At 71.4% G+C, this 21535-nt stretch carries 17 protein-coding genes and 1 other RNA gene; 11 read left to right on the forward strand and 7 right to left on the reverse strand.

Features of this window, described 5'->3' with window-relative positions:
* Window position 1: 1 nt before the first annotated feature.
* The gene (locus RBR11_RS10530; RefSeq protein WP_308489284.1) at window positions 2-463 is read right to left on the reverse strand and encodes an Lrp/AsnC family transcriptional regulator; all 462 of its coding nucleotides are present in this window, start codon (window positions 461-463) and stop codon (window positions 2-4) included.
* 223 nt (window positions 464-686) lie between these two features.
* On the opposite strand from RBR11_RS10530, the gene RBR11_RS10535 reads away from it, so the two are divergent.
* Window positions 687-3023 (forward strand): transketolase-like TK C-terminal-containing protein, encoded by a 2337-nt coding sequence (locus RBR11_RS10535; protein ID WP_308489285.1) that lies wholly within the window; start codon window positions 687-689, stop codon window positions 3021-3023.
* A 13-nt stretch (window positions 3024-3036) separates the two neighbouring features.
* On the opposite strand, the gene RBR11_RS10540 is transcribed toward RBR11_RS10535, so the two are convergent.
* Together RBR11_RS10540 and RBR11_RS10545 are read right to left on the reverse strand one after the other, a co-directional pair.
* A complete protein-coding gene (locus tag RBR11_RS10540; protein ID WP_308489286.1) occupies window positions 3037-3699 on the reverse strand; it encodes a phosphoribosylanthranilate isomerase in 663 nt (220 codons plus the stop codon).
* Between the two features lie 15 nt (window positions 3700-3714).
* Window positions 3715-4566, reverse strand: a complete 852-nt coding sequence (locus tag RBR11_RS10545) for a MurR/RpiR family transcriptional regulator (RefSeq protein ID WP_308489287.1) — start codon at window positions 4564-4566, stop codon at window positions 3715-3717.
* A gap of 92 nt (window positions 4567-4658) precedes the next feature.
* On the opposite strand from RBR11_RS10545, the gene RBR11_RS10550 reads away from it, so the two are divergent.
* From RBR11_RS10550 to RBR11_RS10580, 7 genes are all read left to right on the forward strand, one after another.
* Entirely contained in the window at window positions 4659-5963 is a 1305-nt protein-coding gene (locus RBR11_RS10550; protein WP_308489288.1) for an ABC transporter substrate-binding protein, read from the forward strand.
* Window positions 5964-5968: 5 nt separating this feature from the next.
* A complete protein-coding gene (locus RBR11_RS10555; protein WP_308489289.1) occupies window positions 5969-6925 on the forward strand; it encodes a carbohydrate ABC transporter permease in 957 nt (318 codons plus the stop codon).
* Window positions 6922-7830 carry a carbohydrate ABC transporter permease gene (locus RBR11_RS10560; protein WP_308489290.1) on the forward strand — a complete coding sequence of 303 codons (909 nt, stop codon included), beginning with the start codon at window positions 6922-6924 and terminating at the stop codon, window positions 7828-7830. Before RBR11_RS10555 ends, RBR11_RS10560 begins: the two co-directional genes overlap by 4 nt.
* 44 nt (window positions 7831-7874) lie before the next feature.
* Window positions 7875-9065: a trans-sulfuration enzyme family protein gene (locus tag RBR11_RS10565; protein ID WP_308489291.1), complete on the forward strand. Its 1191-nt coding sequence runs from the start codon at window positions 7875-7877 to the stop codon at window positions 9063-9065.
* Between the two features lie 6 nt (window positions 9066-9071).
* Window positions 9072-10058, forward strand: a complete 987-nt coding sequence (locus RBR11_RS10570; RefSeq protein ID WP_308489292.1) for a carbohydrate kinase family protein — start codon at window positions 9072-9074, stop codon at window positions 10056-10058.
* Between the two features lie 70 nt (window positions 10059-10128).
* On the forward strand, window positions 10129-11028 hold the full coding sequence (gene trhO / locus RBR11_RS10575) for an oxygen-dependent tRNA uridine(34) hydroxylase TrhO (RefSeq protein ID WP_308489293.1): 900 nt from the start codon (window positions 10129-10131) through the stop codon (window positions 11026-11028).
* A gap of 88 nt (window positions 11029-11116) precedes the next feature.
* Window positions 11117-11788, forward strand: coding sequence for a DedA family protein (locus RBR11_RS10580; RefSeq protein ID WP_308489294.1), 672 nt, complete (start codon window positions 11117-11119; stop codon window positions 11786-11788).
* Window positions 11789-11820: 32 nt separating this feature from the next.
* Here the strand turns inward: RBR11_RS10580 and RBR11_RS10585 are convergent, their stop codons facing one another.
* The 4 genes from RBR11_RS10585 to RBR11_RS10600 form a co-directional block, all read right to left on the reverse strand.
* Window positions 11821-14088, reverse strand: coding sequence for a transglutaminase TgpA family protein (locus RBR11_RS10585; protein WP_308489295.1), 2268 nt, complete (start codon window positions 14086-14088; stop codon window positions 11821-11823).
* Window positions 14075-15334 (reverse strand): DUF58 domain-containing protein, encoded by a 1260-nt coding sequence (locus RBR11_RS10590; RefSeq protein ID WP_308489296.1) that lies wholly within the window; start codon window positions 15332-15334, stop codon window positions 14075-14077. The genes RBR11_RS10585 and RBR11_RS10590 overlap by 14 nt, the downstream gene beginning before the upstream one ends.
* 9 nt (window positions 15335-15343) lie before the next feature.
* Window positions 15344-16354 (reverse strand): AAA family ATPase, encoded by a 1011-nt coding sequence (locus tag RBR11_RS10595; RefSeq protein ID WP_308489297.1) that lies wholly within the window; start codon window positions 16352-16354, stop codon window positions 15344-15346.
* Window positions 16355-16535: 181 nt separating this feature from the next.
* Window positions 16536-17705: an HNH endonuclease signature motif containing protein gene (locus tag RBR11_RS10600; RefSeq protein WP_308489298.1), complete on the reverse strand. Its 1170-nt coding sequence runs from the start codon at window positions 17703-17705 to the stop codon at window positions 16536-16538.
* 291 nt (window positions 17706-17996) lie between these two features.
* Here RBR11_RS10600 and ffs point away from each other — a divergent pair.
* From ffs to RBR11_RS10615, 3 genes are all read left to right on the forward strand, one after another.
* An RNA gene (ffs, locus tag RBR11_RS10605) (signal recognition particle sRNA small type) lies at window positions 17997-18093 on the forward strand.
* A 183-nt stretch (window positions 18094-18276) separates the two neighbouring features.
* Entirely contained in the window at window positions 18277-19014 is a 738-nt protein-coding gene (locus tag RBR11_RS10610; protein ID WP_308489299.1) for an HAD family hydrolase, read from the forward strand.
* Window positions 19015-19037: 23 nt separating this feature from the next.
* Window positions 19038-21530 carry a glycoside hydrolase family 65 protein gene (locus RBR11_RS10615; protein ID WP_308489300.1) on the forward strand — a complete coding sequence of 831 codons (2493 nt, stop codon included), beginning with the start codon at window positions 19038-19040 and terminating at the stop codon, window positions 21528-21530.
* Window positions 21531-21535 lie beyond the last annotated feature (5 nt).

Here is a 21535-nt window from a genome sequence, read left to right on the forward strand (position 1 = left end):
CTCAGAGCAGCTGCTCCACGCGATACGGGACCATCTCCCGCATGACCAGGCCCGTGCTGGTGCGCTTGACTCCGTCGACGTCCAGGATCCGGCCCGCGATGCGATACAGGTCTTCCGCGTCCCGCGCGGCGACCCGGATGAGGAGGTCGGTGACCCCCGAGAGGCCCAGCACCTCGACCACCTCGGGGATGCCGGCGAGCGCCGCGCCGACGCTGTCGAGCTTGCGCTGGGTCACCCGGGTGACGATGTAGGCGCCGAGCGGATACCCGAGGAAGGCGGGGTCGATCCTGCGCTCCAAGGACCGCAGGACTCCGTCCCGCTCGTAGCGGTCCAGACGCGCCCGCACGGTGTTGCGGGCGAGTCCGGTGGCCTCGGCGAGGGCGACGATCGTCGCGGTGGGGGATCGGATCAGCTGGCGCAGCAGCGAGGAGTCCGAGCGGTCGGCGGGTCGATGCGTCATCATGATCAAGTCCGTTCACGGCGTCGGCGCGATTCTGCGCCATATGATCAGTATCCTCCTCAGGTATTGTCCAGAGCGATCTCTGCTGATGCAATATTGCGACAATCTGCTTCTACGAATGCTTCGCCTCGATCCGTGACGGACGATCGGGCGGGAGTCCCCACAAGGGCCTGGCATGGAGGGCGCGGCGAGGACGCCGTGACGCCCCGTCCCGAGGAGGATCCCGATGACCCCGCTCACCGCCACAGAGCTCGCCACGGCTCCGTCCGCCGATCCCGCGCTGGTCGCCCTCGCCGAGGTCGAGCGGCGCGTGCTCTGGCTGGCGACCTCGATGGTGCACCACGCCAACCGCGTGCGTCCCAACCCCTCCGGGCTCAAGGTGGGCGGCCACCAGGCGTCCAGCGCATCGATGGCGACGATCATGACGGAGCTGTGGTTCGAGCAGCTGCGTCCCGAGGACAGGGTGTCCGTCAAGCCGCACGCCTCTCCCGTGCTGCACGCGATCAATTACCTGCTGGGCGGGCTCGAAGAACGGCACATGACGTCGCTCCGTCAGTTCGGCGGCGTGCAGAGCTACCCCAGCCGGACGAAGGATCCGGACGTGGTCGACTACTCGACCGGTTCCGTCGGGATCGGTGCCACCGCTCCGATCTGGGGCGCCATCGCCCGTCGCTACGCCTCGTCGCTGTCCGGTGCCTCGGCACGCGGCCGCCAGTACTCGCTGGTCGGCGACGCGGAGCTCGACGAGGGGGCGGTGTGGGAGGCGCTGCTGGACACCCGCGTGCAGGAGCTCGGCGAGATCGTCTGGATCGTCGACCTGAACCGGCAGTCCCTGGACCGGGTCGTCCCCGACATCGCCGCCGGGAAACTGGAGCGCATGTTCGACGCCGTCGGCTGGCAGGTGATCACGGTCGCGTTCGGACGCCGGCTGGAGGAGGTGTTCGCGCTCCCCGGCGGTGGGGCGCTGCGCACCCGCATCCTGGACATGCCCAACCCGGAGTACCAGCGACTCCTGCGCTGCCCGATCGAAGAGCTTCGCCGGCGCCTGCCCGGTGAGGGATCCGGATCCGACGCGATCCGGTCCCTCCTGTCCGGGATCGGGGACGACGATCTGCGCGCCGCGATCCGCAACCTCGGCGGGCACGACCTGACGGCCCTGCGGGATGCTTTCGCGCAGATCGACGACGCACGCCCGACCGTGATCATCGCGTACACGATCAAGGGCCACGGGCTGCCCACCGAGGGGCATCCGCAGAATCACTCCTCGCTGCTGACCGTGGAGCAGTACGCCGAGCTGGGCGCTCGGCTCGGCGAGGATCCCTCCGCACCCTGGCAGCGGTTCGCCGAGGACAGTGACGCGGGGAGGCTGTGCGCCCGGGTCGCGGAGCGGCTCGCCCGCCCGGAGGTCCCGAACGCCGCGGTTCCGGCCGTTCCCGTCGACTTCGGCAGGACCCCGACGGGAACCGGCACCACGCAGGCCGCACTCGGGCGCGTGCTGCTCGATCTCACCCGATCCGCTCCGGACGTCGCCCGCCGCGTCGTCACCGCGAGCCCCGACGTCAGCTCGAGCACCAACCTCGCGGGATGGCTGAACAAGGTCGGCGTCTGGTCGACGAGCGCCCGGCCGGACTGGTTCGACGACGACGGCGAGACGATCATGCACTGGCGGGAGCGTCCCAGCGGGCAGCACATCGAGCTGGGCATCGCGGAGGTGAATCTGGTCAGCCTCATCGGCGAGCTCGGCGCGACCTGGAGCCGCTGGGGGCAGCCGCTGTATCCCATCGGCGTCCTGTACGACCCCTTCGTGGAACGTGCGCTCGAACCGTGGTCGTACGGCATCTACGCCGGCGGCCAGTCGATCCTCGTCGGCACGCCCTCCGGGGTGAGCCTGGCCGGTGAGGGCGGCGCGCACCAGTCCATCAAGACGCCCTCGATCGGCCTCGAGCAGCCCGAGTGCACGAGCTGGGAACCGGCGTTCGCGCAGGACGTGGAGTGGATGCTCCTCGCCGCCATGGCGCAGATGGGCCGCCCCGGAGGGCGCTCGGCCTATCTGCGGCTGTCGACCAAGCCCGTCGACCAGCGCCTTGCCGCGATCCCGGCGGACCCGGCGGCGCGGGAGCGCCGGCGCCGTCAGGTCGTCGCCGGAGGCTTCCGGCTGCGCGCCGTCGATCATCCCCGCGCCACCCTCGTCGTGATGGGCGCGATGGTGCCGGAAGCCCTCGCCGCGGCCGACCGCCTCGAGGCGCAGGGACGCCCGGTCGACGTGGTCTGCGTCACGAGCCCGAGCCTCCTCTTCGAGGCGCTGCGTGCGCGCGACGGCGACGGGGAGGGCGGAAGCTGGATCCTCGACCAGATCCTCCCGGCGGACCGCGCCGTGCCGATGGTGACGGTGCTCGACGGGCACCCGCACGCCCTCGCGTTCCTCGCCGGCGTGCGCGGGGTGCCGGCGAGGCACCTGGGCGTCAGCCGCTTCGGGCAGGCCGGCGACCTGGGCGACGTCTACCGTCACCACGGGATCGACGTCGACAGCATCGTCCGCGCCGCCCTCGACCTCACGGACTGAGGCGGCCCGGGCGTCAGCGCGACGCGGCGACGAAGGCGGCGACCGCGTCGAGGTCCTTCTCGAAGCCTCCGCCCGGGAGCGCGCGGTTCGTGTGCGTCAGCGAGTCCACGCCCCACGGGCGCACCGCGCGGATCGCCTCGGCCACGTTCGCGGCCGAGAGGCCTCCGGCGAGCACCACGGGCACGTCGACGGCTTCGACGATGCCGGCGCTGCGGGACCAGTCGTGTGTGACGCCGGCGGCGCCGACGCCCTGCACGTCGGGCGTGTACGAGTCGAGGATCAGAAAGTCGGCGACCTCGGCGTACGCGATCGCCATGGCGAGGTCGTCGTCCGCGCCCACGGCGATCGCCTGCATGATCTCCATGCCCTCGGGGAGCATGCCGCGCAGACGCCGCACCGCCTTCGGATCCACGGCGCCGACCTCTCCGCACAGGTGCAGGATGTCCGGTCCCACCGCGTGGGCCATGCGGGCGATCTCGTCCAGGTCGCTCTCCACGCTCAGCGCGACGGAGCGGGCGCGACCGCGCAGCGCCGTCACGGCCTCGGCCGCGACGTCCTCGCCGATCTGCCCGGGCAGTCCCACGGTCGTCGGCGTGAGGCCGACGTGGTTCACGCCGCGCTCGGCGAGCGCGACCGCCTCTGCGGCGGACTGCGCGGTGTAGATCTGGACGATCATGGGTCTCCTCGGGGATCAGAAGGAACTCTCGACGATGGCCTGGCCCGCACGCTGCTCGAGGCCGAGCGCATCGTCGAGGTGGCGATGGCTGTAGGCGACGCAGAGGGCGTCCAACAGTGTCAGCTGGCACAGCCGTGCGGCGATCGGCTCGTTGCGGGTCTCATGCGACACGCTCTGCAGGGTGACGTCGGCGACCTTGGCGAGGTGGGACTCCCGGTTGCCGGTGACGGCGAGGATCTTCGCCCCCGCGTCGCGCGCCCGCTTCGCCATGGCCACGACCGCGCGGGTCTCGCCGGAGTAGGAGATCGCGACGACGAGGTCTCCGGGCGACAGCAGGGCGGCGTGGATGTTCTGCACCTGCGAGTCCGTCGGCGCATCGCAGCCGATCCCGAGCCGTCGGCAGCGCTGATAGAACGACTGGCCCACCACGCCCGAGGTCCCCACGCCGCCGACGAGCACGCTGCCGGCGGCGTCGAGCAGGTCGAGGGCAGCGGCGAAGCCGGCGGGGTCGATCACGTGTGCGGTGTCCTGCAGCGAGAGGACGGCGCGGGCGAAGACCTTGTTCGCGATGGTCATCGGGTCGTCGCCGTCGGCGATGTCGTCGTGGATCAGCTGCATCGGGGAGGCGAGGTCCCGGGCAAGGGCGAGCTTGAGGTCGGTGAACCCCGCGAACCCGCTGTTGCGGCACATCCGCAGCACCGTGGTGTCGCTGACGTCGCAGGCCTGGGCGACGTCGAGCATCGACGCCTCGAGCACGCGCTCCGGTCTGTCGAGGATCCAGTCGGCGACCCGGCGCTCCGTCGCGGACAGGCTCAGCAGCGCCGCGCGCAGGCGGGCGAGTGCGCCCGGAGTCTCGGTCGAGGTCATGTCATCTCCTTGAAGCAGTGTTACCACAAAGTCAGAGAGGTGTGTAAAGTGATACCACTTTCCCCGACATCGCTGTCAGCAAGGAGTACCCGATGGCTTTCCGACTCCGCAAGCCTCTCGCCCTCGCCGTCGCCGTCACGGCAGCCACGATCCTCAGCGGATGCGTCGGCACCGGCGCGGCTCCGGCCGCCTCCGAGGGCGGCGGCGCGCACACCCTGACGATCTGGCACGCGTACGCGGGTCAGCCGGACAAGGTCGCGTTCATCGACTGGGCGCTGAAGGGCTTCCAGAAGGAGCACCCCGATGTGAAGCTCAACGTCGTCTCGGCCGAGCAGTCCTCGTACAAGACCAAGCTGCAGACGGCGATGTCGACCGGCCAGGCGCCGGACGTCTTCTACACGCTCCCGGGCGGCTTCTTGAAGGCCTTCGTCGACAGCGGCCAGGTGCTCGACCTCAACGACGAGCTCAAGAAGAAGAACTGGGGCGACGGCTTCATCCCGAGCGCGATGGAATCGGTGACATTCAAGAACGAGACCTATGCGGTGCCCATCGACATGGACGCCGCGGTCGTCTGGTACAACAAGAAGCTCTTTGCGAGCAAGGGCTGGGGCGTCCCGCACACCTGGGACGAGTTCCTCTCCCTGAGCGCGAAGATCGCCGCCGACGGCGAGGTGCCCGTGGCCCTGGGCAACAAGGACAGCTGGCCGGCCACGTTCTGGTACCAGTACGGCGTGATGCGCGAACAGGGCAGCGGGGTCGTCACCGGCATGGCGAACGGCGACGCGAACGCGTCCTTCGGCCCGAAGGCCTCCGATGCCGCCGGCATGCTGCAGACCCTGGCGCAGAAGAAGTACCTGCCGACGGGCGCGAACGGCATGTCCGACCAGGAGGCCAACCTGCTGTTCATGAACGGCAAGGCCGCCATGGTGCTGAACGGCACCTGGCAGATCGGGATGTCCGCCGACGCGTCGAAGGACTTCGACCTCGGCTACTTCCCGTTCCCGAAGGTGCAGGGCGGATCCGGCGACCAGAGCGACGCGATCGCCGGCGTCGCCGCGGCGTTCGCGGTCTCGAAGAAGGCCGCCGACAAGCAGGATGCGGTGGACTTCCTCCGATACATGACCAGCCCCGCGGTCATGAAGAAGTACGTGGAGCTGCGCAAGACGATGGTCACTCTGAAGGGCGCGACCACCGCCGACGTCGCCGGCCCCGTGCTGGCCGGGATCGTGAAGGACGTCGTCGAGCCCGCGAAGCATCTCGACCCGTTCTACGACACGACCATGAGCCCCAAGGCGGCCACGGTCTACTACTCCACCCTGCAGGGGCTGATCGAAGGATCGACCGACCCCGCGAGCGCCGCGAAGGCCATCGACGAAGCGGTCCGAGCCGGGAAGTAGAGCACGTGCACGACGCGAACACGACGGCCGGGGCCCGCGCGGTCCCGGCCGGGTCCCGCCGGAGGGGGCTGCACGCGGCGAAGCGACGCGAGTCGGTCATCGCGGTGCTGTTCCTCGCGCCCGCGCTCGCCTTCCTGGCGGTGTTCGTCGCGTACCCGCTCGCCAACGCGGGCTCGCTCTCGTTCTTCCGCTGGGACGGGATCTCGCCGCGGGTGTGGATCGGGCTCGACAACTTCACCCGCCTCCTCGGCGACGGGGTGTTCTGGTCCTCGCTGAAGAACAACGTGCTGATCGCGGTCGCCGCGGTCGTGTTCCAGGTGGGGCTGGCCATGGTCATCGCCTACTGGCTGGTCCGGGTGGTGCCGCGGGTCAAGCGGGTGGCGATGTTCCTCTACGTGATCCCCGTGGTGATCAGCGAGATCTGCATCGGCCTGCTCTGGCAGTTCGTGTACAACCCCTATTTCGGGCTTCTCAACGGGTTCCTCGACCTGATCGGGCTGCACGGGCTCGCGCGGGGCTGGTTGGGCGACAAGGCCCTCGCCATGCCCGCGGTGGTCGTCGTGATGAACCTCACCTACCTCGGCCTCTACGTGCTCCTCTTCGTCGCGGCGTTCCAGGACGTCGACGAGGCGGTCTACGAGGCCTCAGCCCTCGACGGCGCCGGGCACTTCCGCACCTTCTTCGGGATCAGCGTGCCGATGATCTTCCGCAACACGCAGGCGACCGTGCTGCTCGCGGTGGTCACGTCGTTCAAGACGTTCTCCCTCGTGTTCGTGATGACCCGAGGCGGGCCCAGCCACGCCACCGATGTGATCTCGACCTATCTGTTCAAGGTCGGCTTCGGCGACTTCGAGGCCGGTTACGCCTCGGCGATCGGGATCGCGCAGCTGCTCGTCACGGTGATCGTCGGCGTGTTCGTGCTGACCGTGACCCGTCCCGGGCGGAAGGCGGCGGTGCGATGAGCGAGACGATGGCGGTCTCCGCGGCCCGGGCACCCGGGCGGCGGCCCCGGCGACAGGCGGAGCGCGCCGCAGAGCCGCGTACCGTGTGGGGCTGGGGGTCGATCACGGTGCTCGTGCTGCTCGCGGCGCACCTGGTGATCGTGCTGTTCCCGTTCGTCTGGATGATCTACAGCTCGTTCAAGACCAACCGGGAGTTCCAGGCGTCGGTCTGGAGCCTTCCGTCCGCGCTGAACTGGAGCAACTACGCGCAGGCGCTCGCCGACGGATCCCTCGCGCTGTACGCGGTGAACTCTCTCGTGGTGACGATCGTCTCGGTGCTGATCACCGTGACGATCGCGACCGCCGCCGGATACGCCTTCGTGGTCTATCGGACGCGCTGGATGCCGGCCGTGGAGATCGTGATGCTCGTCGCGATGGCGATCCCGGCCTACATCGCCCTCGTCCCGCTCGTGGCGATCATCCGGCAGATGGGCCTGCTCGATGACTACTTCGGGGTGATCCTGCCGACCGTGGCATTCAACCTGCCGATATCGGTGCTCATCATGCGCGGCTTCTTCGCCTCGGTGCCGGGCGATCTCATCGAAGCGGCGCGGATCGACGGCGCCTCCGAGTTCTCCACGTTCCTGCGCGTGATGGTGCCGATCGCGAAGCCCGCGATGTTCACCACCGCGATCGTGAACGTGATCTGGGTCTGGAACGACTTCCTGTTCCCCCTCGTCATCCTGAACAGCCCGGAGCGCAAGACGCTCCCGCTCGGGCTCACGGACTTCGTCGGCGATCGCACCACGAACTACCCGGTGCTGCTCGCCGCGATCCTGCTGGCGGCGCTGGGATCCTTCCTGGTGTACCTCGTCTTCCAGCGCCACGTCATCGGCGGACTGACCAGCGGGGCGCTCAAGCAGTGAGCGTCACGCCCCTTCCGCACCCGCCATCGAAGAAAGGACCCGCCGTGGCCGCCTCCGAGCAGCTCAGCCTCGCCAGCCGTTCCGTGTTCTACTCGCCCGAGGAGAGCACGCAGTCGATCAGCTACCCGATCTTCATGTCGGCGAACTACCAGTACGCCGGCGACGCCTACGACCAGGTCGTGGACGGCGCCCGACGCGATGTGAACATCTACAGCCGGTGCGGCAACCCGAACGAGTACAAGTTCGACGACCAGATGGCAGAGATCGAGGGCGCGGACTCCGCGCTCGCGGTGGCGAGCGGGATGGCCGCGGTCTCGCATGCCGTGCTCGGGCTGCTGCGCACGGGAGACCACGTCGTCGTCGACCTCACCACCTACAGTTCCACGCACGAATTCTTCGACCACCGCATCCAGGACTTCGGGATCAGCGTGACCTTCGTCGACTCGAGCGACGTCGACGCGGTGCGCGCGGCCTTCCGTCCGGAGACCAGGGCCCTCTACGTGGAGACGATCGCCAACCCCACGATGAAGGTCGCCCCGCTCCGCGCACTCGCCGACGCGGCGCACGAGCACGGCATCGTCGTGATCTGCGACAACACGTTCGCGAGCCCTGTCGTGTGCCGCCCGCACGAGCACGGCGTCGACGTCGTGCTGGAGAGCGCGACCAAGTTCATCGGCGGGCACAACGACGCGGTCGGCGGCATCATCAGCCTGCGCTCGGACATCCTGCCCGCGGACTGGCTCGAGCAGATCCGCTGGAACACCCTCACGAAGCTCGGCGGCGCGTTGTCGCCGTTCAACGCGTGGCTGCTGCTGCGCGGCATCCAGACCCTGCCGCTGCGGGTCGAGCGCATGTCGGAGAACGCGCAGAAGCTGGTGGCCTGGCTGGATGCCCACCCCGCGGTCCGGCGCGTCTACTACCCGGGGCACGACGCGCATCCGCAGCGCGCGCTCGCGGCGGAGCAGCTGGACCTGCCGGGCGCGATGCTCGCCTTCGCCGTGGACAGCGAGGAGCAGGCGGCCCGCGTGTGCAAGCGGCTCGAGCTGGCATCGTTCGCGGCGAGCCTCGGCGGAGTGCGCACCGTCACCCAGCTCCCCGCCACGATGGCCTTCCTGGACATCCCTGAGGAGGAGCGCGTGTCGATGGGCATCACACAGGGGATGATCCGCGTCTCGGTCGGCATCGAGGGCATCGACGACCTCATCGCCGACTTCGCCCAGGCACTGGAGGCGTGACCCCGGATGATCTCGAGCGGGACGGGTCGGGAGCCCGAGGCCGTTCTGCTGGGCGACCTGAACATCGACCTGTTCCTGGACATCCCCGCGCTGCCCCGACCGGGTGGTGACGGGGTCGCGACGCACCAGCGCACCGGCTTCGGCGGCTCGGCGGCCAACACCGCGGTCGTGCTGCAGCGCCTCGGGATCGACGTGGCGCTGCTGGCCTGCATCGGCGACGACGACTGGGGCACGGCCGCGCTGTCCGGGATCTCGGAGACCGGCGTGGACACACGGCTGGTCCGGCGCACCGTCGCCGAGGGGACCTCGCTGAATGTGGTCGCGGTGACGCCGGACGGCGAGCGCACGATGCTCGCGTACCGGGGGGCGAGCCCGTTGCTCGATGTCGACGCGGTGCCGGAGCGCTTCGGCCGTCACCTGCATCTCTCCGGCTACGCGCTGCTCGGCGACCCTCAGCGCGCGGCGGCGTTCGTGGCGGCCCGGCGCGCGAGGGCGACCGGGGCGACGGTGTCGCTCGACGTGCCTGTGGATCCGACGGCCTGCGCGGAGGAGCTGCTCGCGCTGCTGCCCCTCGTCGATGTGCTCGTGATCGGCGCCGAGGAAGCACGGGCCCTCACCGGCGCGGGTGACGAACGTGCCGCTCTGCGGGCTCTCGCCGCGCGCGGCCCGGCGGTCGTCGCGATGAAGCGCGGTGCGGACGGCGCCCTGCTGCACGCGGACGGAACGTTCACGGACCTGCCGGCTCCCCGCGTCGACGTCGTGGACAGCACCGGCGCCGGCGACTCGTTCGGCGCGGGGCTCGTTTTCGCTCTCCTCCGCGGCGCCGATCCGGGCACGGCCTGCGCGTTCGCGACAGCGTGCGGTGCGGCCGCGGTCGCGGTGCGGGGCGCCGGCGCCAGCCTCCCCGGGCGTGCCGAGGTGGGCGCCGTGCTGGGGCAGAGCCCCGAGCCGCAGCGCGCTCATCTGCGTGCGCTGCTCGGGGACTCGGGCTGAGCCCGCGGGCGGATCCTGCCGCCGTGTCTACGGCCGGGACGGCAGGCCCTCCGCCTCCTAGACTCTTCTGGTGCCCACCCCGAAGATCGTGCTGTTCTACGCATTCGCGCCGCTCGCGGATCCGGACGCGATCCGGCTCTGGCAGCGCGACCTGTGCGACGCGCTGCACCTGCGCGGGCGGATCCTCATCTCGCGGCACGGCATCAACGGCACCCTCGGCGGCGACCTGCCGGCGGTGAAGAAGTGGCTGCGCTCGTTCCGCTCCTACGCGCCGTTCCGCGACGCCGACGTCAAGTGGAGCGAGGGCACGGCGGTCGACGCCGACGGATTCAGCGCCGACTTCCCGAAGCTCAGCGTGAAGGTGCGCGACGAGATCGTGTCGTTCGGGGCGCCCGAGGAGCTGCAGGTCGACGAACACGGCGTGATCGGCGGCGGCGAACGTCTGACCCCCGCCGGCCTGCACGAACTGGTCGCGGAGCGCGGGGACGACGTCGTCTTCTTCGACGGCCGCAACGCCCTCGAGGCCGGGATCGGCCGCTTCCGCGGCGCGGTCGTGCCCGACACCGGGACCACCCGGGACTTCGTCGGGCTGCTCGACTCCGGCGCCTACGACGATCTCAAGGGCCGCCCCGTCGTCACCTACTGCACGGGCGGGATCCGCTGCGAGGTGCTGTCGAGCCTGATGCGCTCGCGCGGCTTCGGCGAGGTGTACCAGCTCGACGGCGGCATCGTCCGCTACGGCGAGGAGTTCGGTGACGACGGACTGTGGGAGGGATCCCTGTACGTGTTCGACGGACGTGGATCCGTGGACTTCTCCGACCACGCGGCCGTGATCGGGGCGTGCGCGGGATGCGGCGCCGCCACGAACCGCACCGCGAACTGCCCTGATGCGTCCTGCCGGCATCAGGCCGTCGTGTGCGCGGACTGCGTCGCGGTGCCGTGCACGGAGCACGCGGCCGTCGCGCGATGAACAGTCGGAACTTCCCCCTCGGGGATGACGCGCGCGCCCGCTTCGCCGCGTAGCGTGTGGTGAACACCCACCCGAGGAGTGCCCGCGCATGGACCTTGTGAACAGCTGGCTGCTGCACGCCGCCGGTCAGCTCTGGCTGTTCCCGGTGCTGCTGCTGTTCTTCTTCGTGGACGGCTTCGCCACGATCCTGCCGAGTGAGACCGCCCTCGTCGCGCTCGCCGCGCTGTCGCTGCACAGCGGTGAGCCGAACCTCGTGCTGCTGGGGCTCACCGCGCTGGTCGGCGCGATCGCCGGCGACAACATGGCGTATCTGCTCGGCCGCACGGTCGGCACCGAGCGGTGGAGGTGGATGCGCCGCCCGCGCGTGCGGAAGATGTTCGAGTGGGCCCGCTACGAGCTGGACAAGCGCGGCGCCGCCCTGATCTTCACCGCCCGGTACATCCCGTGGGGGCGGGTCGCGGTGAACTACATGGCGGGGCAGACCCGCTATCCGCACCCCCGGTTCTTCTTCTACGACGCGCTCGCCTGCCTCACCTGGGTCGTCTACTCCCTCACGATCGGGCTGCTGGCCGGCCGATGGGTGCACGACAACCCGCTGATCGGCGTCGGGATCGCGGTGCTGTTCGCGGTGATCCTCGGAGTCGGGATCGACCACCTGCTGCGCTGGTGGCACCGGCGCAAGGGCGAGGGGGAGCCCACGCGGCCGACGGCGCTGCGGGACGAGACCGGCGAGGGCCACGCCGCCACGGAAGGATCCTGACCCGGGGGCCAGGGCTTCCGAGCGTCCGCCCGTCAGGCGGTCGTGGTCGCCGCGAGCCGCGCGCCGAGCAGGGAGCGCGGCGCGAGGACGGCGCCGATCCGGTTGCGGGCCGGCATGCCCCGGCGCAGTTCGGCGCGGATCCCGGCGAGCGGGCGCCGCAGATCGCCGGCGACGGGTTCGCCCGGCGGCGCATAGCTCGACCGCTCCACGGCGCCCACCAGCGCGGCCACGGCCTCGGCGTCCACCCCGCGCTCGCGGACCAGCCGCACGCCGCGGCGGCGCGGGGACTCCGATTCGGGCGCGGGCAGCCCCAGATCCTGCAGCGTCGCGCGCAGCTCGGTCCAGGCCGCGATCGCGTCTCCGCGTCCAGCGCGGGACATCCGCACCGCCCGCTGCACGCGCCGCACGATCGCCGGGACGAGCAGCACCACGACCGCCGCGAGGATCGTCCACAGCACCGGCCGCGGATCCATCGGTCCCGTGGTCGCCGCGCCGGCTGCGCCCGCGTTCGGGATGTCGATGTTGGACGGATCCTTCACCCTCGAGCTCGAGGTCGGCGCCGGCGTCGCCCCGCCCGCCGGCGCCGTTCCGGTGCCGTTGTCGGACGTGGTGGTGTTCTCGAACGCGGTCGGGACGCCGCGGGTCGCGGTCGGCTCGAACGGCACCCAGCCGATCCCTTGGAAGAACACTTCGGGCCAGGCGTGCAGCTGATCGCTGGAGACCACGTAGACGACGTGCCCGTCGGAGCGGCGGTCGGTGGCGGAGCCGGGGAGATAACCCACCACGATCCGGGTGGGCATGCCGAGTGAGCGGGCCATGAGCGCGAACGCGCCGGCGAAGTGCACGCAGTAGCCCTCGCGCACGGTGAGGAACGTCGCGACCGCGTCGGCGTTCGTGCCGTCGAAGCCGCCGGCGACCGGCGTCTTCAGCGAGTAGCGGAAGCCGGCGCGGAACCAGGTCTGCAGCGCGATCAGCCGGTCGTAGTCGGTGGGGGAGTCGCCGGTGACCGACTTCGCGTCCTCCGCGATGATCGGGGGCAGGTTCTTCGGCAGCAGGCGCAGCGCCTCGGGCGCGCCGGATCCGCTCGCGGTCGACGCCCGGATCTGGTCGAGGGTCGGCGCGACCACGGTCGTGTCGACCGTGTAGTTCTGATCGGCGGCGTCCGCGTTCGCCGCCACGAGCGTGCGGTTGTCCGGCGCGGCGGTCCACAGGCCGGTCATGCCGCGCACGCCGGTCGCCTGATACGGCACCGGCAGCAGCGATCCGGAGATCCCGGTCGTGCGGATCGTGGTCCGGGTGCTGCGCTGCTCGACCCCTCCGGACGTGGTGACGGCGCCGAACCCCTTCGTCAGCGGAACGGTGACGGGCCGATCGGGGAGCCAGTCGACGCCGTCGAAGTCGGACAGCGTGGCGATCCGCAGGTAGGGCACCGAGCCGTCCTGGGAGATGAGGGTGAGCGCCGTGGTCGCCTGCGGGCGGCGCAGATCCTGTCCGAGGGCGAGCGAGGCGTTCAACGTCGTCGTGCCGCCGCTCTGCGTGTCGATGCCGGCGGCGGACAGGGGCAGCACCGGGGCGAGGGTCAGCGCGGCGACGAGCGAGAAGGCGCCCACCGTGACCGTCGTGGTCGTCCGGGTGCGCGCCGCGACCGGCGCCCGCCGATGCGCCGATCCCGGCGGGGCGAACCGCACATGCAGGAAGGCCAGGATCACGACCGCTGCGACGATGAACCAGACCGGATTCACCTCGCTGTGCACGACGATCCCCGGGATCGCGCCGACGACGGCGGGCAGCAGGCCGGCGGGCAGCGCCGTGCGCAGGGTCACCAGCACGAGGTCGATCAGGACGGCCAGGATCCCGGCGGCGACCGCCGCCCCGACGGCCAGCGCGGAGGTCGCGGTCAGCGGGGCCGTGCCGCGGCGGATCTCCTCCGCGGCCTGACCGAGCAGGGCGCCGACCGTGCGGAACACGCCCGGAGTGGGGACGAACCGGAAGGATCCGACCGTCCGCGACGTGAACACGGTGAGCGCGACGGCGCCGGCGAGGATCTGCGCGACGGGCACGGCAGGGGCGGCGAGCCACGCCGGGCTCCGCCGGGTCAGCAGCCGCACCACGAGCCCGGCGAGGATCACGGCGCCGCCGACCGACGCCGCTCCCGCGCTCCAGCTGCCCGGCCGGAGCACGCCGCTCACCGGCCAGACCGCGACGAAAAGGCCGAGCGCGCTGAGCACGGCGGCGGTGACCGGCCCGGCAGGGGCGCGGCTCTCCGGGCGAGCCTTGGTGTCGGGCTCAGACGCTGACATGCGCGGGCTCCTCCTGCGCACCGGCGTCGGCCCAGGCGAGGGCCGGATCCTCGCCGAGCACGGCCGTGTGCCAGCCGTGCGCTGCCGCCGCCGTGAGCGCGTCGGGCGCGGGGGCGGTGGCGAGCAGGATCGGGGTGCCGGCGCCGCCGTGCGGCAGAGCGGCGGCGTCGACCTCGTCGATGGATCCGGTGATCACGACGAGCGGACCGATCGTGTGCCCCTCGCTTGCGGCGGGGAGGCCGGCGTCGCGCTCGCCCGAGCGGGGCGAGACCGCGGCGAGGGCGACGAGCAGCCCGTCGCGCTCGTCCTCGGCGCCGCGCAGCCTCCCGATCAGCACGCCCGTCGCGTCGACCACGTCGACCGCGTAGCCGTGATCGACGAGGTGCACCGCGACCGCGGCGCATGCGGTCACGGCGTGGTCGAACGCCTCCGGATCCGCCGCCTCCGCGGTGGACGGCCAGCGCGCGCCCGCCCGGTCCAGCACGACCAGCGCATCGGGGCTCGACTCCTGCTCCTCCTGACGCACCATCAGGTCGCCGCGGTGGGCCGTCGCGCGCCAGTGGATCCGCCGCATCGAGTCGCCGGGCACGTACCGCCGCGGCGACAGGTTGTCGGATCCCTGACCCAGCCGGTGCGACGAGGTCTGCGCGGTGCCGCCGGCCCGCCCGGTCTTGTCGGTGAGGCGCGGCAGCGGGAGGATCGCGGGGACGACTGTGATCGGGGTCACCTCGCCGAGCTCCTCGGCTCGGGCGAACAGCCCGAACGGATCCTCTGTCCGCAGCATCAGCGGACCGAGCGAGGCGAGGCCGCGGCGGGCCCCGCTGATCGGGTAGGTCATCGTCATCGTCACGCCGTTCGACGTGCGTTCCGCGTCCGCCGACGGGAAGTCGCCGGACGAGCCGCCTCGCACGGCGCGGGGCAGCACGTCGTGCCACGCTCCCGCGGGTGCCCGCATCATGGTCCGCAGGTCGAGCCGCAGCCGGACCGTCGTGTCGTCGCCGACGGTGAGCAGGTCGGCGGTGACCGTCCGCCCGACCACGGCGCGGCGGCGCGGCGCGAACACGGCGATCGCGGACAGCACCAGCAGGGCGAACAGCAGCACGGCGAGGTACAGCAGGATCGGCGCGGACAGCACGTTCGCCGCGATCGCCAGCCCGACCCCGGACAGCAGCGCCGCCACCCCGCGCCCGGTCATCCGCCGTCCGGGGACCGCGGCGCTCTCCGCGAGGGTCTTACGCCGGCCCATGATCCTTCCTCACCGGGGAGCGCCCACCGGCACGGGGGTACGGCGGACGATCGCCTCGAGCGCCGTCTCGATCGGCCGCGCGCCGGCCCGGTGCAGCCCCCGTGCGGGGATCATTCGGTGCGCGAACACGGCGGGCAGGAGCACGGTGAGGTCGTCCGGCACGACGTAGTCGCGGCCGTCCAGGGCGGCCTGCACCTTGGCCGCCCGCACGAGCTGCAGAGTGGCGCGCGGGCTCGCACCGAGGTGCAGGTTGGGGTCGCTGCGGGTGGCCTGCGAGAGCGCCACCGCGTACTCCTCGAGCGCGGGTGCGACGTGCACGGCCCTGGCCCAGGAGATCAGTCCGCGCACGTCGGTCGCCGCCAGGACCGGGCGGATCTCGTCGAGCGGGTTGGCGACGTCGCGCTGGCGCAGCATGAGGGTCTCGGCCGCCGCGTCGGGGTAGCCCATCGAGATGCGCATCATGAACCGGTCGCGCTGCGCCTCGGGCAGCGCGTAGGTGCCCTCCATCTCGAGCGGGTTCTGCGTGGCGACGACGAGGAACGGGTCCGGCAGCGGGCGGGAGCGTCCGTCGACCGTGACCTGCCCCTCCTCCATGGCCTCGAGCAGGGCGGACTGGGTCTTGGGGGAGGAGCGGTTGATCTCGTCGGCGATGACGATGTGCGCGAACACGGCGCCGGGCTTGAACTCGAACTCCTGCGCGACCGGGTTGTAGACGCTCACGCCGGTGATGTCGCCGGGCAGCAGGTCGGGGGTGAACTGGATCCGCCGGACGGTCGCGTCGATCGAGGCGGCGAGGGCGCGCGCGAGCATGGTCTTGCCGACGCCCGGCACGTCCTCCACGAGCAGGTGGCCCTGGGCGAGCAGGCAGATCAGTGCGCTGCGGATCGCGTCGTCCTTGCCGTCGATCACCTCGGTGATCGAGTCGAGGATGGCGCTCGTGCGAAGTGCGAACTCGGCCGCGTCGATCGGGGTGGTGTCGACGGCGTCGTGAGCGGTCTGTGCAGTGTCGGTGGCGTGCATGCGTCCCTCTCGCCGGGCGCCGCGTTGCGCCCGCGTGTCTCGATCGTAGCCCGGGGCGGGGGACACCGGGCCGGGCCGTCGGATCTCTGCAACGGCGGGTTCACGGGGGGTGGATGCGTTGTCGGGGACGGACAGGGGCAGCGGGCTCGCGCGGTGGACGCGTGTGGGCGAACGACGCGCTTCACGCGAACTGCACACGCGGTGGAGGAGCGTCGCAGTAGATCCGGCCGGTCGGGCTCGTCCAGACGATGACCCCGCCGGGCTTCTGACGCGCGGTCCACCGCCAGCGGTCGTCGAGGTCCGGGTGCTTGAGGGCGTGATGGCCCGCGCAGAGGCAGCTCAGGTTGCCGATCTCGGTCGGCCCTCCCTTCGCGTGATCGAAGGTGTGGTCGATCTCGCAGAGCTTCGCCGGCATCCGGCAGCCCGGGAACCGGCAGTGCCGATCGCGGGCGCGGAGATGTCGCCTCATCCGCCCGGTCGGCGCGTAGGTGTCGGTGTGGCTGAGCATGCCCCGTGGATCCTGGAACAGGCGCTCCCACTGCCCGGCGGTGGTGGCGAGCTCGCGGGCGATGTCGGGGTGGATCGGCCCGTGGCCGTCGAACTCGGCCGGTCGATCGTCGAGGCCGGCGAGGGTGGTCGCGGCGACGGTGACCTGGACGGTGCCGCGGACCCCGTCGAGTCCGTTCTCGGCGAGGACGTCGCCCGATCCGGTGAGCAGGACGTCGGTGACGACGTCGGCGCGGATCTGGTCGAGCGTGCGCTCGTCGGCGAGCGGTTCGCCGAGGTCGGCGACGATGCTCTCGAACTCGGTCAGCCGCTCGAACTGCGCGTCGGTGGGCTCCTCGCCGGGCCGGGGCGCGTTCGGGCCCGTGAACCCGCCGCAGGCGGACGCCGCCGCGATCGTCCTGATCTCGCGCGCGATCCGGGTGGCGCGGTCGAACGCGGCGTGCGCGAGCGGCGTGGAGGTGATGACCCCGAACAGGGAGTTGCCGTCGTCGTAGTCGGTGAGCACGAGCCGCCGGTCCTCCCGGGCCCGCTCATGGCGCTCCACGACGGTCTCCGGGGCGACGGCGGCCACGACCGACTTCGCGTACGCCTCCGTGCGGGCGGCGGTCTCGGCCGCCGCGTAGGGGAGCACCTGCTCCTCGTACCGGCGGTGCGCCTCGCCGTCAGCGAGATCGATGGGGCCGGCCGCCGCCACGATCACGGCCGCATGCCGGGCTGGGATCTCCCCGTCGGCGAGGGCCGCAAGCGTGGCGGGGAACCGATCCCGCAGCGACCACCCGGTGCCGAGCGCTCGTGCGGCCGCCCCACGGGTGATGTGCAGAGCGGTTGAGACCTCGGCGAACATCGAACGCTCGGCCGCCTCGAATCCCGCCGCTCCTGGCGCGATCGTCGAGCAGCAGGTCCACCCGTTCGCCCAGCAGAGCCGCCTTCTCCGCCTCGAGCGCGGCGATCCGCCGGTCGAGCTCACGGCACCGATCCACGATCTCGCCGCTGCGGGCGAGGTAGGGATCCGGAGTGGTGGCCATATCTCACTTTAGAACAAAACTTCGAAGAAGGGAAGAGTGAAATGCGCCGATCCGAAGCGGCGGACTCGCACCGGCGGTCAGCCCCGCCCTCCACCTCGGGTAGACTGATCCTCGGCTCTCCGCGTGGCGGCATCCAGGCCAACTCCCCCAGGGCGGAAACGCAGCAAGGGTAACCGGGCTCTGCTGGGTGCGCGGAGGGTCTTTTCTTCTGCCCGGGCGCCGGATCCCGACGCAGCGCACGGCAGCGGGGCCGTGGCGCACACGCAGCCGCGAAAGGGCCAGCCTCCGAACGGCACCTTCCCGCCGACGGGGGACCGCACTACCCTGGACAGGGTGGCACGCAGACGTGCCGATCCTTTCGATCCACCCTCAGCCACCGGAGGCTTCGCCGTGCCCGACACCCCTGCGCCCCTCCCCGATCTCCGCGCAGCCGCTGCCGTGCTGTTCGACCTCGATGGCGTGCTCACCCCCACCGCCGAGGTGCACATGCGCGCCTGGAAGGCGGTGTTCGACGACGTCTTCCAGATGTGGGGGATCACGCCCGAGTACACCGACGAGGACTACTTCCTCTACGTCGACGGCAAGAAGCGCTACGACGGCGTCGCCAGCCTGCTGCACAGCCGCAATGTGGAGGTCCCCTGGGGATCCGTCGGCGACGATCCGGAGGCCGACACGATCTGCGGGATCGGCAACCGCAAGAACGTCGCGTTCTCCGAGGCCCTGCGCCGCGACGGCATCGCGCCCTACCCCGGATCCCTGGCCCTTCTGGAGGACCTGCGCGCCGCCGGCGTCCCGCTCGCGGTCGTCTCCAGCTCGAAGAACGCCGAGGAGGTGCTCGGCAGCGCCGGGATCCGCGACTTCTTCGCCCAGGTCGTCGACGGCGTGGTCGCCGAGCGCGAGCACCTCGCCTCCAAGCCCGCGCCCGACGTGTTCCGTGCCGGCGCGGAGCGCCTCGGCGTGGATCCGTCCGTCGCCGTCGCCGTCGAGGACGCCACGAGCGGCGTGGCCTCGGCCGTCGCAGCCGGCTACGGCGTCGTCGTCGGCGTCGACCGCGGAGCCGGATCCGAGGCCCTCCTCATGAACGGCGCGACCGTCGTCGTCGACGACCTCGCCCGCTTCCTTCCCTGACCGCACCGTATGGAGAGAACTGGATGATCGATCGCGACCTCTTCCCCGTCGACCCGTGGCGTCTCGTCGAGACCCGCTACCCGCACACCGATCCCGGCGTCTCCGAGACGCTCCTCGGCCTCGGCAACGGGTATCTCGGCCTGCGCGGCAACCACATCGAGGGCCGCATCGCGCACGAGCACGGCACCTTCATCAACGGGCTGCACGAGACGTGGACGATCCGGCACGCCGAGCAGGCGTACGGGTTCGCCGAGGTCGGCCAGACCATCGTGAACGCCCCGGACGCGAAGGTCATGCGGGTGTACGTGGACGACGAGCCGCTGAGCTTCGACGAGGCCGACATCCGCGAATACCGCCGCTCCCTCGACTTCCGCACCGGGGTCCTGGAGCGCGACGTGCTCTGGGAGACCCCGTCGGGCAAGCGGGTGCGGATCCGCGACGAGCGGATCGTGTCGTTCGAGGAGCGTCACCTCGCCGTGCTGCGGCTCGAGGTGACCGTGGAGAACGCCGACGCCCCCGTCACGATCTCGTGCCAGCTGATCAACCGGCAGGACGGCGAGGACGTGTACGGCGGGGTCCCGGTGATGCCGGGTGCGACGCGTCGCGGCACGAGCTTCGACCCGCGCAAAGCCGAGCGGTTCGGCGACCGGGTGCTGCAGCCGGCGGAGTTCTGGCAGGAGGAGCAGCGCGCCGCCCTCTCCTACCGGGTGACGAACTCGGGCATGTCGGTCGCCGTCGCCGCCGACCACCTCATCGAGACGGGCAACGAGTACACCGCCCGCCGCCTGGTCGAGCAGGACATCGCGAAGAACGTGTTCCGGGTGCAGGCGAAGGCCGGGGTGCCCACCCGGGTGACCAAGGTCGTCAGCTACCACACGTCGCGCGGCGTGCCCCCGCGCGAGCTCATCGACCGCTGCCGCCGCACCCTGGACCGCGCCGCGGTGGAGGGCGTCGAGGCTCAGTTCGCCAAGCAGGCGGCCTGGCTCACCGCGTACTGGGAGCGCAGCGACGTGCGGATCGCCGGGCACGACGACCTGCAGCAGGCGACGCGCTGGTGCCTGTTCCAGATCGCGCAGGCCTCCGCGCGGGCGGACGGCGCCGGCGTCTCCGCGAAGGGCGTGTCCGGATCCGGCTACGGCGGTCACTACTTCTGGGACACCGAGATCTACGTGCTCCCGTTCCTCACCTACACGTCGCCGCAGTTCGCCCGCAACGCGCTGCGCTGCCGGGTGCACATGCTGCCCGCCGCCCGCCGCAGGGCCACCCAGCTCAACGAGGACGGCGTGCTCTTCCCGTGGCGCACGATCAACGGCGAGGAGGCCAGCGCCTACTACGCCGCCGGCACCGCGCAGTACCACATCAACGCCGACGTCAGCTACGCGCTCGGCAAGTACGTGCGGGCCACCGGCGACGACGACTTCCTCTACCGCGACGGCGTCGACATCGCCGTGGAGACCGCCCGGATGTGGGCCACGCTCGGCTTCTGGCGCTCCAGCGACGAGGGCGACACGTTCCACATCCACGGCGTGACCGGGCCGGACGAGTACACCACCGTCGTGAACGACAACCTGTTCACGAACGTGATGGCCCGCTACAACCTGCGCCTCGCCGCCCGGGTGGTGCGCGAGATGGCGGAGGACGCGCCCGAGGCGTACGACGCGGCCGTGGAGCGGCTGCGGATCGACACGGCCGAGGTCGAGCAGTGGGAGCGCGCCGCGGATGCGCTGTTCATCCCGTTCAGCCCGACCCTGGGGATCCACCCGCAGGACTCGCTGTTCCTCGAGCGCGAGGTGTGGGACCTGCCCGCCACCCCGGCCGAGCAGCGTCCGCTGCTGCTGCACTTCCACCCGCTCGTGATCTACCGGTTCCAGGTGCTCAAGCAGGCCGACGTCGTGCTCGCGCTGTTCCTGCAGGGCAACCACTTCACCGAGGCGGAGAAGCTCGCCGACTTCGAGTACTACGACCCGCTGACCACGGGCGACTCGACGCTGTCGGCCGTCGTGCAGTCGATCCTCGCCGCCGAGGTGGGGTATCAGGATCTCGCGCACGAGTACTTCGAGAAGGCCATCTACGTCGACCTCGGCGACCTGCACCACAACGCCTCCGACGGCGTGCACGTGGCCTCGGCGGGCGGCGTGTGGACCGCACTCGTGAGCGGCTTCGGCGGTATGCGCGACCACGACGGCGAGCTCAGCTTCGACCCGCGCCTGCCGGTCGACTGGCCCGAGCTCTCCTACCCGCTGCAGTGGCAGGGATCGCGGCTGCAGGTCACCCTGACGGCCGGCGAGCTGCTCGTCGAGGTGCGCGCGGGGGATCCGGTCGAGTTCTCGGTGCGCGGAGTCCCGCACGTCGCTACGGTCGCGGCCCCGGCACGGGTGCCGCTCGCGCACCAGGGCCCGGTCATCCCCGGCCGCCCGCAGTTCGGCTCCCAGGCCCGTCGTGAGGACGGCACGATCCTCGCGCCGACCGTTCCCACGACGTCCGCGATCCCGATCGTCGGGTTCGTGGCGGACTAGGCGGC

This window comes from Microbacterium capsulatum (assembly GCF_030865425.1).
Taxonomy (GTDB): Bacteria; Actinomycetota; Actinomycetes; order Actinomycetales; family Microbacteriaceae; genus Microbacterium; species Microbacterium capsulatum.